This window comes from Bradyrhizobium sp. MV1.5 (assembly GCF_055807615.1).
Map to the genome: position 1 here is coordinate 13,774 of NZ_JBVVPL010000040.1, position 14,688 is coordinate 28,461.

General features: G+C 63.1%; 15 protein-coding genes and 1 tRNA gene. 8 read left to right on the forward strand and 8 right to left on the reverse strand.

The genetic code is table 11. The features are described from left to right. Positions 1–44 precede the first annotated feature (44 nt). Positions 45–121 (forward strand) — tRNA-Arg (locus tag AC0L2J_RS28190). A gap of 192 nt (positions 122–313) precedes the next feature. Here the strand turns inward: AC0L2J_RS28190 and AC0L2J_RS28195 are convergent. Together AC0L2J_RS28195 and AC0L2J_RS28200 are read right to left on the reverse strand one after the other, a co-directional pair. Continuing rightward, complete coding sequence (locus AC0L2J_RS28195) at positions 314–838, reverse strand: PaaI family thioesterase (protein WP_473251203.1); 525 nt, start codon at positions 836–838, stop codon at positions 314–316. A gap of 5 nt (positions 839–843) precedes the next feature. Further along, complete coding sequence (locus tag AC0L2J_RS28200; protein ID WP_007615617.1) at positions 844–1,815, reverse strand: quinone oxidoreductase family protein; 972 nt, start codon at positions 1,813–1,815, stop codon at positions 844–846. A 152-nt stretch (positions 1,816–1,967) separates the two neighbouring features. Between AC0L2J_RS28200 and AC0L2J_RS28205 the strand changes: the two genes are divergently transcribed. Further along, positions 1,968–2,516 carry a TetR/AcrR family transcriptional regulator gene (locus AC0L2J_RS28205; protein ID WP_473395170.1) on the forward strand — a complete coding sequence of 183 codons (549 nt, stop codon included), beginning with the start codon at positions 1,968–1,970 and terminating at the stop codon, positions 2,514–2,516. A 259-nt stretch (positions 2,517–2,775) separates the two neighbouring features. Here the strand turns inward: AC0L2J_RS28205 and AC0L2J_RS28210 are convergent, their stop codons facing one another. Continuing rightward, on the reverse strand, positions 2,776–3,000 hold the full coding sequence (locus tag AC0L2J_RS28210; RefSeq protein WP_245313502.1) for a hypothetical protein: 225 nt from the start codon (positions 2,998–3,000) through the stop codon (positions 2,776–2,778). Between the two features lie 235 nt (positions 3,001–3,235). Between AC0L2J_RS28210 and AC0L2J_RS28215 the strand changes: the two genes are divergently transcribed. The 4 genes from AC0L2J_RS28215 (at position 3,236) to AC0L2J_RS28230 (ending at position 8,955) form a co-directional block, all read left to right on the forward strand. After that, a complete protein-coding gene (locus AC0L2J_RS28215; RefSeq protein ID WP_007615614.1) occupies positions 3,236–3,721 on the forward strand; it encodes a hypothetical protein in 486 nt (161 codons plus the stop codon). A gap of 267 nt (positions 3,722–3,988) precedes the next feature. Then, on the forward strand, positions 3,989–6,142 hold the full coding sequence (locus AC0L2J_RS28220) for a GumC family protein (protein ID WP_473395171.1): 2,154 nt from the start codon (positions 3,989–3,991) through the stop codon (positions 6,140–6,142). A 101-nt stretch (positions 6,143–6,243) separates the two neighbouring features. Beyond that, positions 6,244–7,308, forward strand: a complete 1,065-nt coding sequence (locus tag AC0L2J_RS28225; RefSeq protein ID WP_473395172.1) for a glycoside hydrolase family 5 protein — start codon at positions 6,244–6,246, stop codon at positions 7,306–7,308. Between the two features lie 78 nt (positions 7,309–7,386). After that, positions 7,387–8,955 carry a hypothetical protein gene (locus AC0L2J_RS28230; RefSeq protein ID WP_473395173.1) on the forward strand — a complete coding sequence of 523 codons (1,569 nt, stop codon included), beginning with the start codon at positions 7,387–7,389 and terminating at the stop codon, positions 8,953–8,955. A gap of 8 nt (positions 8,956–8,963) precedes the next feature. Here AC0L2J_RS28230 and AC0L2J_RS28235 read toward each other — a convergent pair whose 3' ends face one another. The 5 genes from AC0L2J_RS28235 to AC0L2J_RS28255 form a co-directional block, all read right to left on the reverse strand. After that, a complete protein-coding gene (locus AC0L2J_RS28235; protein ID WP_473395174.1) occupies positions 8,964–9,197 on the reverse strand; it encodes a hypothetical protein in 234 nt (77 codons plus the stop codon). 4 nt (positions 9,198–9,201) lie between these two features. Continuing rightward, positions 9,202–10,041 (reverse strand): M48 family metallopeptidase, encoded by an 840-nt coding sequence (locus AC0L2J_RS28240; RefSeq protein ID WP_473395176.1) that lies wholly within the window; start codon positions 10,039–10,041, stop codon positions 9,202–9,204. A 28-nt stretch (positions 10,042–10,069) separates the two neighbouring features. Continuing rightward, the gene (locus AC0L2J_RS28245; protein ID WP_063994212.1) at positions 10,070–10,534 is read right to left on the reverse strand and encodes a DUF2846 domain-containing protein; all 465 of its coding nucleotides are present in this window, start codon (positions 10,532–10,534) and stop codon (positions 10,070–10,072) included. 130 nt (positions 10,535–10,664) lie between these two features. Continuing rightward, the gene (locus tag AC0L2J_RS28250) at positions 10,665–11,687 is read right to left on the reverse strand and encodes an LLM class flavin-dependent oxidoreductase (protein ID WP_473395177.1); all 1,023 of its coding nucleotides are present in this window, start codon (positions 11,685–11,687) and stop codon (positions 10,665–10,667) included. Positions 11,688–11,717: 30 nt separating this feature from the next. Continuing rightward, positions 11,718–12,647, reverse strand: a complete 930-nt coding sequence (locus AC0L2J_RS28255; RefSeq protein WP_473395178.1) for a LysR family transcriptional regulator — start codon at positions 12,645–12,647, stop codon at positions 11,718–11,720. 107 nt (positions 12,648–12,754) lie between these two features. On the opposite strand from AC0L2J_RS28255, the gene styA reads away from it, so the two are divergent. Then, positions 12,755–14,005, forward strand: a complete 1,251-nt coding sequence (gene styA, locus AC0L2J_RS28260) for a styrene monooxygenase subunit StyA (protein ID WP_473395194.1) — start codon at positions 12,755–12,757, stop codon at positions 14,003–14,005. Between the two features lie 45 nt (positions 14,006–14,050). Beyond that, the gene (gene styB, locus AC0L2J_RS28265) at positions 14,051–14,536 is read left to right on the forward strand and encodes a styrene monooxygenase NADH-dependent flavin reductase subunit StyB (RefSeq protein WP_473395179.1); all 486 of its coding nucleotides are present in this window, start codon (positions 14,051–14,053) and stop codon (positions 14,534–14,536) included. Positions 14,537–14,688: the final 152 nt, after the last annotated feature.

A 14,688-nucleotide genomic window follows, 5' to 3' on the forward strand; every position in this document is an offset into this window, starting at 1 on the left:
CCGGGGGCTGCCTGCGGGCCATGCCCGCACTGTCAGCGAAAAACGCGCCCGTAGCTCAGCTGGATAGAGCATCAGACTACGAATCTGAGGGTCGGACGTTCGAATCGTTCCGGGCGCGCCATTTACGCCAAAGCACGATATGGACAGCCTGCGGCTACCGTTCGACGCAAACGCTCTTGATCTCCGCCATTTTTCCCGCAGCTCGCGCGCTGTTTGACCAGCTATATAGCTCTGATTTGGTCTGGTTGGCGCTGAAGTAGCAGTCATTAGCTCGCCGCAACCGACCTTTCACGGCGGCCGCGATCATGCGACGTCACGGTTCTCTATGCGGTACCACCTCGAAGATCAGGCAGGTCGTGCTCGCCTGGGCGAAAAGCCTGCCACTCGCATCCGTCAAGCTCGCTTCCGCCATCGCTGTCTGGCGGCCCAGATGGATGACGCGCCCCACCGCCTTCATTGGTCCGGAGTCGCGATCGACGCCCCGGAGGTAATTCACCTTGATCTCCAGCGTCGTGTACGCCCGTCCGAAGGGAAGCTTGGTGTGGACGGCGCAGCCCATTGCCGAGTCGAGAACCGTGGCGATTATGCCGCCATGGACTGAGCCGATCGGATTGTATTGCGACTCTTGCGGCTTCAGAACCATTTCAACGCTGCCATCCCCAACTCGGTCGATGCTGAACTCGACCAGACGGCAGATCGGCGGGAGCGGAACGTCGCCTCGAAGCATAGCTTCGAGGAAATCTCGCCCGCTCATCGTCTGACCTGCTGCGGCCAAGGCTTGCGGATCGTCCCAGCGAATTGTGCGCTCGCGCGGGAGCTGTGCGGATAGCGTTGGCATGTCGATCATCCAGCCAGGACGACTTTACCAAACGGTCGATCCTCGATCAGATGGCGCAGGGCTTCGCCCGCTTCACCGAGGAGATAGACCCGCTCGACGACAGGTTTGACTGATCCGCCCACGATCAACGGAATGATGTCCCGCCATGCCGCGGCAACGACGAGCGGTGACTGGGCGAACAAAGAGAAACCGCTCATACGCGCGCCTTTCCAGATCAGGTCTGTCACATCGATCGTGGTCTTGCGTCCGGCGGAATAGCCCAGCGTAATCAGGACACCGCCGAGTGTGAGGGTGCTCAGCGCCTCACTGGTCACGGTGCCGCCGATGCCATCGATAACGATGTCGACCCCCTTGCCGTCCGTTATCCGGCGTACGCCGTCGGCAAGATCTTCCGCGGAAAGGTCAATCACGTCTTCGAAGCCAAGCTCGCGTGCTCTGGCAGCTTTCGCAGCGCTGCCGGCCGTTGAAATCACCTTGCCGGCGCCCTGTGCCCGCGCGAGCTGATAGGTCGCGTTGCCCACCGACCCACCGATTGCCGGAGCCAGCACCGATTTGCCCGGTTTGAACCCTGCGAGCGTCAGCGTGATCTGCGCCGTCAGATAGGCCACCGGGAGGCTGGCCGCGACGACATTGTCGATCGCGTCGGGCACGAGCGTTGCATCTTTGGGGCTCACCAGCAGCCATTCTTGCCATGCGCCATTTTCGCGAACGCCATAGGGACCGGCGAACATCACGCGACTTCCCACCGCAAAACCGGAGTCGCCGGCATCCTCGATCACGCCGACACCTTCATTGCCGAGCACCAATGGCGCCTTCGCCCGGGGCAGCCCACCCGACAGAATTGTGTGATCAAGCGGCGTGACGCCGGCGGCCGTGACGCGAACCAGCAACCTGTCCTTTGCGGGTTTCGGTTTGAGCAATTCGATCTGCCGCAGCCCGCCATAGCCGGAGAACGTTTCCGCCTGCATCGCACGCATCGATATTTCTCCATTAAAGTTACAGACCTGTTAGTAACTTTTATATTACGGACAGGTCTGTAACTTTGTCAAACGATAAGTCATCAAAGCGAGAGCAAGCGGATATGGAGACAGTAATCCGACCCCGGCGGGGCGCCCCGCCAAAGGGCGAAGTGAGCGCCCGCGAGCGTATCCTTGCGACGGCAAGCGAATTGTTTTACCGCGAAGGCATCCGCGCCATCGGCGTAGACACGGTCGTCGAGCGATCCGGTGTCTCGAAGACGAGTCTCTATCGCCTTTTTGAATCGAAGGACGCCTTGATTGCTGCCTTCGCCGCCGAACAGGATCGGTTGTTCTGGGCGTGGTGGGATCGTATTGAAGACCAGCACGCGGGTGATCCACGCGCTATTTTCGAGGCTTTGCTATCCGGTATCGCAAAGCGGATCACGCACCCCGCCTATCGCGGTTGTCCGTTCCTCAACCTAGCGACGGAATTTCCTGACGAAAACCATCCGGGCCGGGTCATCGCCCGGCGCAACAAGAAGGAAATGCGGACGAGGCTCGCGGTCGTGCTTGGCAAACTTGGCGTCGGTGATCCCAACCGCACCGCGTCACAAATAGCGCTGATCATTAACGGCGCATACGTCACGGGCCTCATCGCACAACCGGCTGATCTGAGGGGCGACCTCACCGATGCCGTCATCAAGTTATTGGTCCAATGATTTCATCGCTTGAGCGCGCTAAATCACAGGCGATCACATGTCTTCGGGTTCTGACGTGATTTTGGATACAGCATCATTGCGCCGCGGCGAAGCAATAGTGCCCATCTTCATCGGCCGTGGCGCGCCATTTCGGAATACGCGATCAGCGCCGATTTCCCCACCCGACCCGTTCGGTTTCATCCCCAGCGGCGTCCGCGATTTCGCGATTACAACTCGCTGCACTGCTTCCAGGATTGCGCGTGCCGTAACAAAGCCCGCTTTAGCGCCGTCCAACTTCCTGCGCCGCCGGATCCGAACCGAGCCCCTTGCTCGTCAGCAAACGGTTGAACTGATCCGCGAAGAAAAGCTGCCCGTTCGGCGCCGTGATCGAAACCACAAAACCATTCACCGCGTGCTTGCGGGCCAGGATCACCGCAACGATCGCGCTGTCACGGAAATCCACGGTGCGGCAGTCGTCTTTAATAGCTTCGATAATAAATGTCATTTGGCCCATGACCACAATTGGCACGCGCCAATTGCGCGCCGGGCAACTCAACCTCGTATCGGTGAAAATGATATTCCCGACAAGCCAGCTATTGACCCGATGGAACCGCGGCCATACCCATATTGGGGGAAACAGCAGACCGGTCCTGCCTCACGCGGTGCGCCACGGAGACATAACCGGCTTGCAACCGTCTTGTGGGCGTTGGACCGGAAATCCGTAGAAGCGGGCACTGGTGATGGTTGGTACGGCGAAAGACGAGGACATCGCGGCGGACTTGATCCGAACCGTCTCCCGCCACTCGTTGGCTTACATGCTGTGCGCAGCCAGCGAAATGTTCCGCCACTACGATTTCGATCCGCTGGACTTGATGATCATTCATGCGGTCTTGAACGCCAACGTTCTCAAGATCATGAAGAACCCCGAACTGGACCGGCAATTTGGCAGCATCCAGGCGGTTGAGCCGGACAAGATCAAGCAGGGCGTTTCCCGTGCTGCCCTGTCCCGCTTTTTCGGTCTGCCTATCGAAACCGTCCGGCGGCGCGCCGATCGCTTGAAGAAGCAAGGCATTTTCCGCGAGACCGACCAGGGACTGATCGTAACCGAAGCCAACCAGTTCAAGTTCGGCAATAATCACGAGCTGCAGAGAACCAACATGCTCCTGGTGCGGAAATTCCTCCGTGACCTGACGGAAGCGGGCGTCGAGCTTCCCGGCGGGATTTGACGGCCGGATCCGGCGTTTGTTTGCCCGCGGCATCATGGCGCGAAGGCGGGACAATCCGGTTGGATCTCGTTCGCGCATCGCTGCCGTGTGAGGTTCAGCACGCAAGGTCACCTGTAATCTGACCGCTCTCCGCGCAGGGCCGTGCGTCGTCTCTTAACGAACCGTTTACGGAGCTACGCGGTCGCCGTAACCGCGGGTTAACCATGGATATTTACGGTGTAGCAAGTCTCTAGGCTGTGCCTGTCAGTTGATTTCGAGTCCAATTCCATGGCGTTCGGTAGAAGCGCATCTCCGCGAAGCATCGCCCCGACGGAGCCCGCGGCTTCGTGGGAAGCGCCGCGGGCTGCGGCGGCGACGCCCGACAACACCGCACCCGCGCTGATCAAGGGATCGCTGACCCTCACCGGCGCGTTCTCTTTCCTGCGCGAGAACGGCCGGCGCATCCTGATGCTGGCGCTGGCACTTTTCGCGCTCGGCCTCGTCGTGCTGATGGTGCTGCCGGTCCGGTATGCCGCGACGGCGCTCGTCGTGGTCGATCCCCGCGAGCTGCGCGTGACCACGGATCAGGACGTGCTGCCTGGCATCGGCCAGGACGCCGCTGCGCTTCAGAGCCAGATCGAGATCGCCAAGTCGGACGGCTTTCTCCGGCCCCTGATCGAGAAGCTCAAGATCGCCGACGACGAGGATATCGCAGGCGGTCATACCGACATGACGCGCCTGCTCGAAAAACTCCGCAGCCGTCTCGATATCTCGCGTCGCGGCCTGACTTACGTCATCGCCATCTCGTTCACCTCGAACAGTGCGGAGCGGGCGGCTTATTATGCCAACGCCATCGCAGAGGCGTTCGTCGCGACCCAAAGCCGCGTCCGCAGCGATGCGACGGACGAGGCGGCCGACTGGCTCAAGGACCGGCTGAAGGCGCTGAACGAGCGCCTGCGCGTCTCGGAAGACGCCGTCGCAGCCTTCCGGCTCGAGCACAAGATCCTCAATGCCGGCAAGGATTCCACCACCCAGCAATTGCGGGTGACTGACCTGAACCAGCAGGTCTCCGCGGCTCGCGCGCGCACCGAGGAAGCCAAGGCGCGTTACGAGCAGGTGCAGCGCGATCTCAAGGCGAATGTCGAAGGTCCGGTGAAGCAGGATCTCCTGAGCATGCTGCGCGCGCAGCGCTCGACCCTGAACGACCAGATCGCACAGAAGAAGGCGGTCTACGGCGACCGCCATCCTGATCTTGCGATTTCCTACAGCCAGTTGGCTGACATCAACAGACAGATCGAGGTCGAGCGGAAGAAGAACATCGACACCGCGAAGTCCGAATACGAGGCCCAGCTCGAGCAGCAGGCCGCGCTGGAAAAGCAGCTCAAGGCGGTCGAGACGCAGATGCTGGTGGACGGCCAGGCGCTCGTGAAGCTGCAGGAACTGCAGCGCGATGCCGACGCCAACAAGAACATCTACGAGCAGTTTTTGTCGCGGTTCAAGACGACCAACGAGCAGCGTCAGCTTCAGAGCTCGCAGACCAAGATCGCTTCGCCCGCAATCCCGCCGCTGCGCTCGACGCGTCCGCCGCTCGCGCTGCTGCTCGCCGCGCTCGCGATCGGCTCGCTGCTGACGTCAACCGCTGCGGTTGCGGCAATGACGAGCATGTCCGACAAGTCCGATCCTGCCGAGGCTCCGGCTCCAACGCCCGCGCGAGCGGAGGCGAGGGAGAGGTCCAAGCGGCAAGCCCAGCGTCCGGCTCCGGCCGTGCAGCAACCCGAGGCGATGCCGAACCTTCCGGTCTGGTCCCGCATTCCCGAACTGGTGTCGGGAGCGGCGCCCAACACTGTGTGGCAACGACCGATTGCCGCAACAGCCGAGCTCGATCTCGGCGCTTACTTGCGTCCGCTGCTCGAGCGTATCGATCATGCCCCGGTGCGCGGCTGCAAGGTCGCACTCGTGCTGTCGGTCGGCAAGAGCGCCGGCGGCAACACCGTTGCGCGCTCCCTCAACCGCGCGGCGGTCAATCGCGGGATGATGAGCGTGCTGATAAGGCTGCAGCCGGAATTTGCGGGCGCCCAGCCACCGGTGACCGAATGGCAGGACGGCTCCACCACTGCGGGGCTCCAGTCGATCGACGAGCTGCTGAGCGCCGGCAGGAAGGCCAATGCGCGGCCGGAGGACGACATTCGCTCGGAGTTCGACCTGATCATCGTCCATGCGAACAATCTTGCCTTGCAGCCAGATGCGATCGCGCTCGCCGCGCACGCGGACCTGATCATCCCGGTGGTGCGCGCCGGCGAGCTCGGTTCGGCGGCGATGCGACGGGTGACCGCCGCGCTGGCGAAGTACGACACCATCGCGACCGGCCTCGTCGTCAATCATGCGCCCGCGGGCTCTGCCGCGCCTCATCCCGACGGCGGCGCGCTTAGCAGGGCGGTTTGACGATGGCGACGCCGTGCCGTCGTCTGCTCCTTGCCACGATCTTGCTGTCCACGTTCTTGATGCCAACGCCGCTTGCCTCAGCGGCATCGGCCGAAACTTGCGTGCCTGTTCCGCAGACTGTTGCGCCGGACAGGCTCGCCGCGCTGTCGCGCGGGTTCAATGCCGACGGCTGGATCAATGGCGAAAAATCCGCGCCTCCAACGCGCGAGTTGCTGCAGCAGCTTCGCAAGGCGGGGATGAGTCATGTCCGCTTGCCGGTGCCGGCCGAGCGCGTGATGCTGCGTTTCGCCTCGAAAGCGGACCGCGATGAGACGCTGCGGGCGCTCGACAAGGCATTGAAGCTGCTCATCTCGCTCGGCTATTCAATCTCCGTCGATCTTCATCCCGGCGATCGTTTCAATCGCCTGCACAAGGACGACGCCGACGCGTCGCTGCGCGAGCTCGAGGATGCGTGGGGCACGCTCGCCCGGGTCATTCAATCTTTTCCGGCCGACCGCGTCTTCGCCGAGCTGCTCAATGAGCCCGACATCGAAGCCGACAGATGGCAAAAGCAGGTCGAAACGCTCGCCGCCTTCGTTCGCCAATTGCTTCCCGCGACGACGCTGATCGTCGGCCCGGTCGACTGGCAACGCGCGGACTCGCTGCCGCGGTTTCGCCCGTTGCCGGATCCAAACGTCGTCTACGCCATCCATTTCTACGATCCCATGGTGTTCACACACCAGGGCCACTGGGACGTGCAGGATCCGCTGCACGACATCACGGATCTGCCTTATCCGATCAGCGCCGGCGATCCCGGGGTTCAGGCGCTCCGCCGGGACTTGCAGGACAGAGGGGCGACGAAGGCGCTCGGCATGCTCGACACGGCGATTGCCGCCGCCAGGGACAAGCCGGATGTCAGCCGCTGGCTCGCGCCCGCGGTCGCGTGGCAGCAACGATTTCCGCGGCCGATCATCATCAACGAATTTGGCGTGTTGAAAGCCGCAGCGCCCCGGGACAGCCGCGTGCGCTGGCTCGCGGCTGTGACCGCACATGCGCGGGCGCATTGCTGGGGCTGGGCGCATTGGGAGCTGGCGCAGGGATTCGGCCTGCTCGAAAGCGGCACCGGCAAGCCCGATCCCGACGTCATGCGCGCGCTGCTCGGCGCCGCGAAGCCGGGCCGGCGCTGAACCCGGTCCGCCATCGTTAACGAATCCTTACCCATCCTGCCGCTATCGTGGCCGCCGCGCTGCGCCAAAGGACGAGTCATGAGTGGCGGGACCTCACCCCATCTTCAAACTGTGCAGGCGGGCTGTCCCGAGCCTTCGCGTTCGCCTTGGCGCGAGCTGATCCCGACGCTCTGCATCGCCATCGCAACGATCGGCTTTGTGCCGGTCCTGCACGTGGCGAGCCCGGTCCTGTCTCTGACCGTCGAAGTTCTCGTCGCCATTGCCATCGTGGTTGCGGTTCCAACCTACGCGCCGGCGATCGCGGTCTTCGTCCTGTTCTTCCAGAACCTGTTCGTCTCGATCCTGTCGCCGCTGATTTCGGCGCCGTCCGACCTGGACTTCATCAAAGGCTATAATTTTCTCGTCTGCTCCGTGATGTGGCTGACGACATTTGGGTTGTATGTCGCCGGCCAAAGGAGCCGGTCGACCGAGGTCAATCAGATCATGCGTTGGGGTGTCGTGACCCTCGCCGTGGTGTCGTTGTATTTCGCGATCGGCTTCGTCCAGGATGGCCAGGCGGCAACGGTCTATCTGCGCAATATCGTGCTGCCGCTGTTCCTGTTCCAGCTCTCGCTGCTGACGGCCGCGACCTATGAGGTTCGCGCCACGCCGTTCCTGGTGACGCTTGGAGCCATTCTGATCCTGTGCGGATACGTCGAGTTTGCGTTTCGGGATTTCTGGCTGGCCATCACGAACGGCTACACGTTCTGGGGTTTCGACGAGCTCAAGGCGGCCCGTTCCGGCGTTTGGGAAGCCGAGATGCGCGCCACCGGCAACGTGCCGGTCGATCTGAAGGATCGCTTCAGCTTCGACTTTCTCAATACGCCCCTGCTCGAAGGGTTCGGCCTGTCGAAGATCCTCCGCATCCACGGACCGAATATGCACCCGATCAGCTTCGCGTACGGGATCGCGTTTTTCGGGCTTTTCCTGTTTTCGGTAGGGCGTCCGTTTCTGGCCCTCGTGGCGTTGCCGCTGCTGATCGTTTGCAGCGTGAAGGGAGCGCTCATCGTGGTGGTGTTCGTCGCCACGGCCTGGATATCGACCCGTCTGCTCGGCGCCGTGGTGACGCTATGGCTCGGCTTCGTGGCCTTGATCGTGTTTGCAATTGCCGCGATCCGCGTCGGCTTGCAGATCGGCGACTATCACGTTCTCGGCCTCATGGGCGGCTTGAACGGATTTCTCGAAAAGCCGTTTGGCCGCGGCTTGGGCGTTGGCGGCAATCTGTCGGATGACTATTTCTCGATCGATTGGAGCGCCGCGCAGGCCGCCGGAACGACGAACGGCGCCGTCGAGAGTGCGATCGGCGTCCTGCTATACCAAATGGGCATCGCCGCCCTCGTTCCGCTGGCGTTTCATTTCGCGGTGGCGCTGAAGGCCTGGCGTCTTTATGCATTCTCTGGATATTTGACGCAGGGGCTCGCGGGCTTCGGCGTCATGGTCGTGCTGCTGAATGGATTGTTTCAGGAAGAGGCCTTGTTCGCGCCGCTGGCGCTGGGGCTCATGCTCTCGCTCACCGGGCTGGTCATCGGCAGCCACATCAGGGCGCAGACGGTCTCCGTTCCGGATGACGACCCGGAGCGGCTGGCACACTACCAGGCCGCGACGTAGCCCGTAGCTCACCAGCCGACGGTCACCCAAGCCTGCGCCTTTTTCCGCCATTCGTCGTCGAAGCGGGCCGCGATGTCCTTTGCCGCGTCGTGCGAGAGAAGCTGCTCGATAGCGGATGTCTCGATGTCGCCAATATCGGGAACGCCGGTGTATCCGAGATTGGCAAGCCGCTTGGCAAAGGGCGGGTGCGTCGCGTCCGGATCGTGCTCGCGCGTCAGGCCGGCGACGGCAGCCGCGGTCATCGGCTCAGGCGCCCTGATGTCCCCGAGCTGGTTCAAGACGCGCTCGAAAGGCGGGCGGGGTGCATGGATGGCGCCCAGCACCTCTTTCTCCAGTAGGGGCGTAGATGAGATCGGTGAGACGCGTTCCGCACGCCTCCATCAGGATCAGCGCCCGCGCCATCTCGGCGCGGCCAACTTGTTCGGCGGCCCCGAGATCGGCGTAAAGCTCGTTCTCTCGCGACAGGGTGCGATATTCCCTCTCGAGCCATTCGAGCATGGAGCGGAGCAGGGCTCGGGCAATGCGTCCCGTGATGGTGTGGTTCGGATCGGCGTAGAACAGCACGTTCTCGGAGGCCGCGATGAAATCCGAAAGGTTGATGCTTCCCGAGGTATGGCGAAGCCGGGCATGGGCCACTTCATGGGCGATGACCGCGCGAACTGCACGCTCATCCAGGATGATCAGCAGTGGCAGGCCGACGATCATCGTGATCTGACGCCCGAACAGCCCGGCGTATCGGCTGACCTCGCTGATCGATGCGTTGAAATTGGTGTCGATCCGCAAGCTGCGGTTGGATCGGACGAAGCCATGGTCGAGCTCCTTCCACGCCGCCCAGAGGCCTGGGGCGGTCTCCTCGCTCGCCTCGAAACTCCGATGCTTTGGCGTGGGCAGGAGCAGCAGGCCAATGGCGACCGCCACCGCGGCCGTGAATATGGAGAACACGATTGGTGCGGTCGCCAGCGTCGCGACCGTGTAACGATCCATTGCCATCAGCCAGACAGCCAGCATCACGCAGGCCAGTGCCACGACCGGAAGAACGGCGTAGCGGCCAAGACGCAGGATGATCGTCAGGGCAAGGCGTCTCATCAGCGCTTCGAGAGCGGAGCGATTCGAATCACGCCTTGCCGCACGACCCGTTGCTCTGATGCAGGCTGGCGACGTCCGCGCGACCCTGGTCCTCAGTGACCTGGATCAGCGTGATCGCGCCTGGTGTCACGATCCCCATCTGCGGCTGGGCGGAGAGATAGGTCGTGCTGCCGGCGCGCAGATCGACGCTCATCTTCTCGCTGCCCTGTCCGAACAGATTCGTGCTCAGCGGCAGATTGTTGACGGCGACCTCGTGGGGGCCCGGAGGCAGCTCGCACGCCACGAAACCTGCGGCCTGGCTGCCGCCAATCACGCGCCCATCGACCACATAGTTGGGCTGAACCGCAAATCCCAGCGCCGAGGTCCGATAGACCACAAGCCGTGCAGTATTTGACTTGACGTTGTCAGTGAGAGCCGCACTGCCCATCGGCCCCGATGCGCAGCCCGCAAGACACGCGGCCACGACCAGAGCCCCCAGATAACCACCCCGCATTTTCGCCCCTGATGAATTCCAAATCCCCGGCGGCATCATTGTCAGGGTAGTGACTGAAGTCAACCGCGACTTCAGGTCGTGCGACTGCGGCTCCCGTCGGGGTCACACGGGCCTGGCTTTGCCCTTCCCGTCACCTCCATCCGAGCGCCGGCGCCACATGCGTCAAGATCGCCTCGATCGCATGCGCGCAATAGTCCACGCCCAGCTGGTTCGGGATCGTGAGCAGCAACGTATCCGCCTCCGCGATCGCCTCGTCCTGCCGGAGCTGCTCAATCAGCGCATCCGGTTCAGCCGCGTAGCTCCGGCCGAAGATCGCCCGCGTCCGCGGGTCTATGAAGCCGATCTGGTCTTCGCCGCCGCGCTCGGAGCCGAAATAGGCGCGGTCGCGATCGTCGATCAGCGCGAAGATGCTGCGGCTGACGGACACGCGGGGCTCGCGGCTGTGGCCGGCTTCCTTCCACGCCGCGCGATAGGCGCGAATCTGGGCGGCCTGCTGCACATGGAAGGCCTCGCCGGTCTCGTCATTCTTCAGCGTCGAGCTCTGCAAATTCATGCCGTGCTTTGCGGCCCACACCGCAGTCCCGTTCGAGCCGGCGCCCCACCAGATCCGTTCGCGCAGCCCTGGCGCATGCGGCTCGAGGCGCAACAACCCCGGAGGGTTTGGAAACATCGGCTGCGGATTGGGTTTTGCAAAGCCCTCGCCGCGAAGCAGGTCCAGAAAGACCTCCGCATGGCGCCGACCCATGTCGGCATCGCTCTGGCCCTCGGCCGGCTGATAACCGAAATAACGCCAGCCATCGATCACCTGCTCGGGCGAGCCGCGGCTGATGCCGAGCTGGAGCCGGCCGCCGGCGATGAGATCGGCGGAGCCTGCATCCTCCACCATGTAGAGCGGATTCTCGTAGCGCATGTCGATCACGGCCGTGCCGATCTCGATTGTGCTGGTCTTCGCGCCCACCGCCGCCAGCAGCGGGAAGGGGGAGGCAAGCTGCCGCGCGAAATGATGCACGCGGAAATAGGCGCCGTCGGCGCCGAGCTCTTCCGCCGCAACCGCAAGCTCGATGGATTGCAGCAGCGTGTCCGCAGCCGAGCGGGTCTGCGATTGCGGCGAGGGCGTCCAGTGCCCGAAGGAGAGGAATCCGATTTTTTTCATGGGCGTCATTTAATGATGGCAGGGGTGGCGTCAACCGCCGGCGCCGGCGGTACGGGTATGCGACGAGGCCGGCGCGAAGTGCCCGGCGCGTTCGACCAGGAGATTCAGGAAGCTTCGCGCGCGCAGCGACATCCACTGCGTCTCCGGATAGACCGCATGCAGGGGCAGTGCGGCGATGGCGTAGTCCGGAAGCAGATGCTCGAGCTCGCCGCTGCGAAGGCCGTCCGCCGCGTTCCACTCGGGCAGGATGGCGATGCCGAGATGATGCATCGTCGCCTCCTGCATCGCGTCGGCATCGTCGACGTGGATGGGGCCGTTGATGGACGCGACGTGACGGCCATGCTCGGATTCGAAGGCCCATTGCTGCGCCGGCGTCATGCGCGAATAGACGATGCACTGGTGTGAGCCGAGGTCATCCGGCGTCCGCGGCATCAGGCGGCCGTGCAGATAGGTGGGCGTCGCGACCAGATAGCGCTGCACGGTGCCGAGCCGGCGGGCGACAAGCGTGCTCGCCTCCAGGTTTCCGATCCTCAGCGCGAGTTCGATGCCTTCTTCCACCAGATTGACGAAGCGCTCGCTGAAGCGGATGTCGACCCGAACCTCCGGATAATTCCGGACATATTCGGCGATGACCGGCATCATGTAGCGTCGTCCGAACGACGACGGCACGCCGATCCGGAGCGTGCCGGTGGGGCGGGGCGCTGCCTGTTCGACGCTCGATCGCGCCATGTCGAAGCTCTCCAGGATCTGCCGCGCGAGATCGTAGATCCGGTGCGCCTCTGCCGTCGGCTTCAGCGTGCGCGTCGTGCGCAAGAACAGCTGCGTGCCGAATTCGTCTTCCAGCATCGCGATACGCTTGCTGATGGCGGGCTGGCCGATGCCGAGCTCCTTGGCCGCAGCCGAGAAGCTGCCGCTCTCGAGCGTGCGAACGAAAGCACGGAGGCAATCGATCCGGTCCATAATTCATTCCGATCTGGAATAAATTATATCCCATTTATTCCGTGGTGTGCAACACAGCGGGCGGCTAGGCTTCCTCAAAACGAACAATCACAGGGGAGGACATGACGGTGGCACGCAACATCGGAATCATCGGCGCCGGAATCGCCGGGCTGCATCTCGCGCTCTACCTGCAGAAGCATGGCGTCGACGCTACTGTCATCACCGACCGGCAGCCCGAGGATTATCGCAATATCCGGCTGCTCAACACCGTCGCGCATCATCACGTGACGATCGCGCGCGAGGACTATCTCGGCGTCAATCACTGGACCGATCCGAAGGACCACTATTACTACCACGATCACGTCTTCAATTTCCCGCAGCCGCTGAGCTTTCGCGGTGACTTCTCGAAGCCAAGTCGCGCCGTCGACTACCGGATCTATCTTCCGGCGTTGATGAAGGATTTCGTCAGCCGCGGCGGCAGGATCGAATACCGCCGCATCGAAGAGCGCGATATCCGTCCGCTGGTCGCCCGCTTCGACCTGCTGGTCGTCTCGACCGGCAAGGGACCGCTCGGCCAGCTCTTCACCTACCGTCCGGAGCACACGCCTTATTCGCAGCCGCAACGGCGCCTATGCGTGGGGCTCTACACCGGCGTGCGGCAGCCCGATCCCATGAATGTCACTCTCTCGGTGTCACCCGGGCACGGCGAGATGATCGTGATTCCGACCGTCACCTTCGGCGGTGTTGCCAATGCGCTGCTGATGGAAAACGTGCCGGGCGGCGACATGGAAGAGCTGGCGACGCTCAGCTACGACGAGAACCCGAAGCACTTTTTGAAGGTGCTGCTGGGCAAGCTGGAGAAGCACCATCCGACGACCTACGACCGCATCGATACGGCGCGGTTCGATCTGGCCCAGCCGCAGGATCTGCTGCAAGGCGGCGTGGTGCCGACGGTGCGCAACACGGTGGTCGAGTTCGACGACGGCAAATGCGCGATCGCGCTCGGCGACGTCCATGCCATTGTCGATCCCATGATGGGCCAAGGCGCCAATATCGCTTCCTATGCCGCCTTCGTGCTCGGCGAGGAAATCGTCCATTCCGACGCGCTCGACGCTCGGCTTTGCGAGAAGATCGATCTGAAGCGGCAGGATCGCGTGCTGGCGGCGTCGCGCTGGACCAACGTGATGCTGCAGCCGCCGACGGACGCGCTCGGCATGCTGATCGGCGCGATGAGCCAGAATCCCGCGCTGGCAAACGAGTTCACCGAGAACTTCAACTTCCCGGACCGTCAATGGGACCGCATCTCGACACCGCAGCGCATCCAGGCCTGGATCGAATGCATGTCGGCGCCGCCCGAGCCCGTCAGAGCGATTGCGTGACGAACGATGGCGCGACGCTCTTCCACCTCACGAGCGGATACTGAGATGCAGCGCGCCAGTCCCGCGTCGTTTCGCGAAGCCGCCTCGCGCTTTGCGACCGGCGTTGCGGTGCTGACTGCGCTGGACGAGCACGGCCGTGTCTGCGGCATGACTGCGAACAGCTTTGTCACCGTCAGCCTGTCGCCGCCGACCGTGCTGGTTTCCATCAGGCCCGGCCGGATGCACCGCGCGATCTCGGCCACGGCGCGCTATTGCGTCAACGTCCTGCCCGACCATGGCCGCGACCTGTCGCGGCATTTCGCGAGCCAGCCGAACACCGGCGCCAGTCCGGACTACGACATCGTCGACAGCCTGCCGCGCCTTCGGGAATGCATCGCCTGGTTCGCCTGCGAGGTCACCCGGCACGTCGATGTCAGCGACCACACGCTGATCATCGCCGAAGTCTCGACCTGCGACCACCGCGACACCACGCCACTGGTGTTCTTTTCCAGCCGGTATCATCGAGGGGCGGGGGTGCCGGTGGAGAGGTGAGGGGGGCGGGACGCGGTGTGAAGCTGAAGGATATCGATACGGAGTAGCGGTTGGGGCTCGCCCTGCCACGCGTGCCGCGACAATGGCACCCTGCGCCTGTTTTGCCCGACGAGTCAATATTTCGCAAAAAACTAATTTTAGTTTTCCGTTGT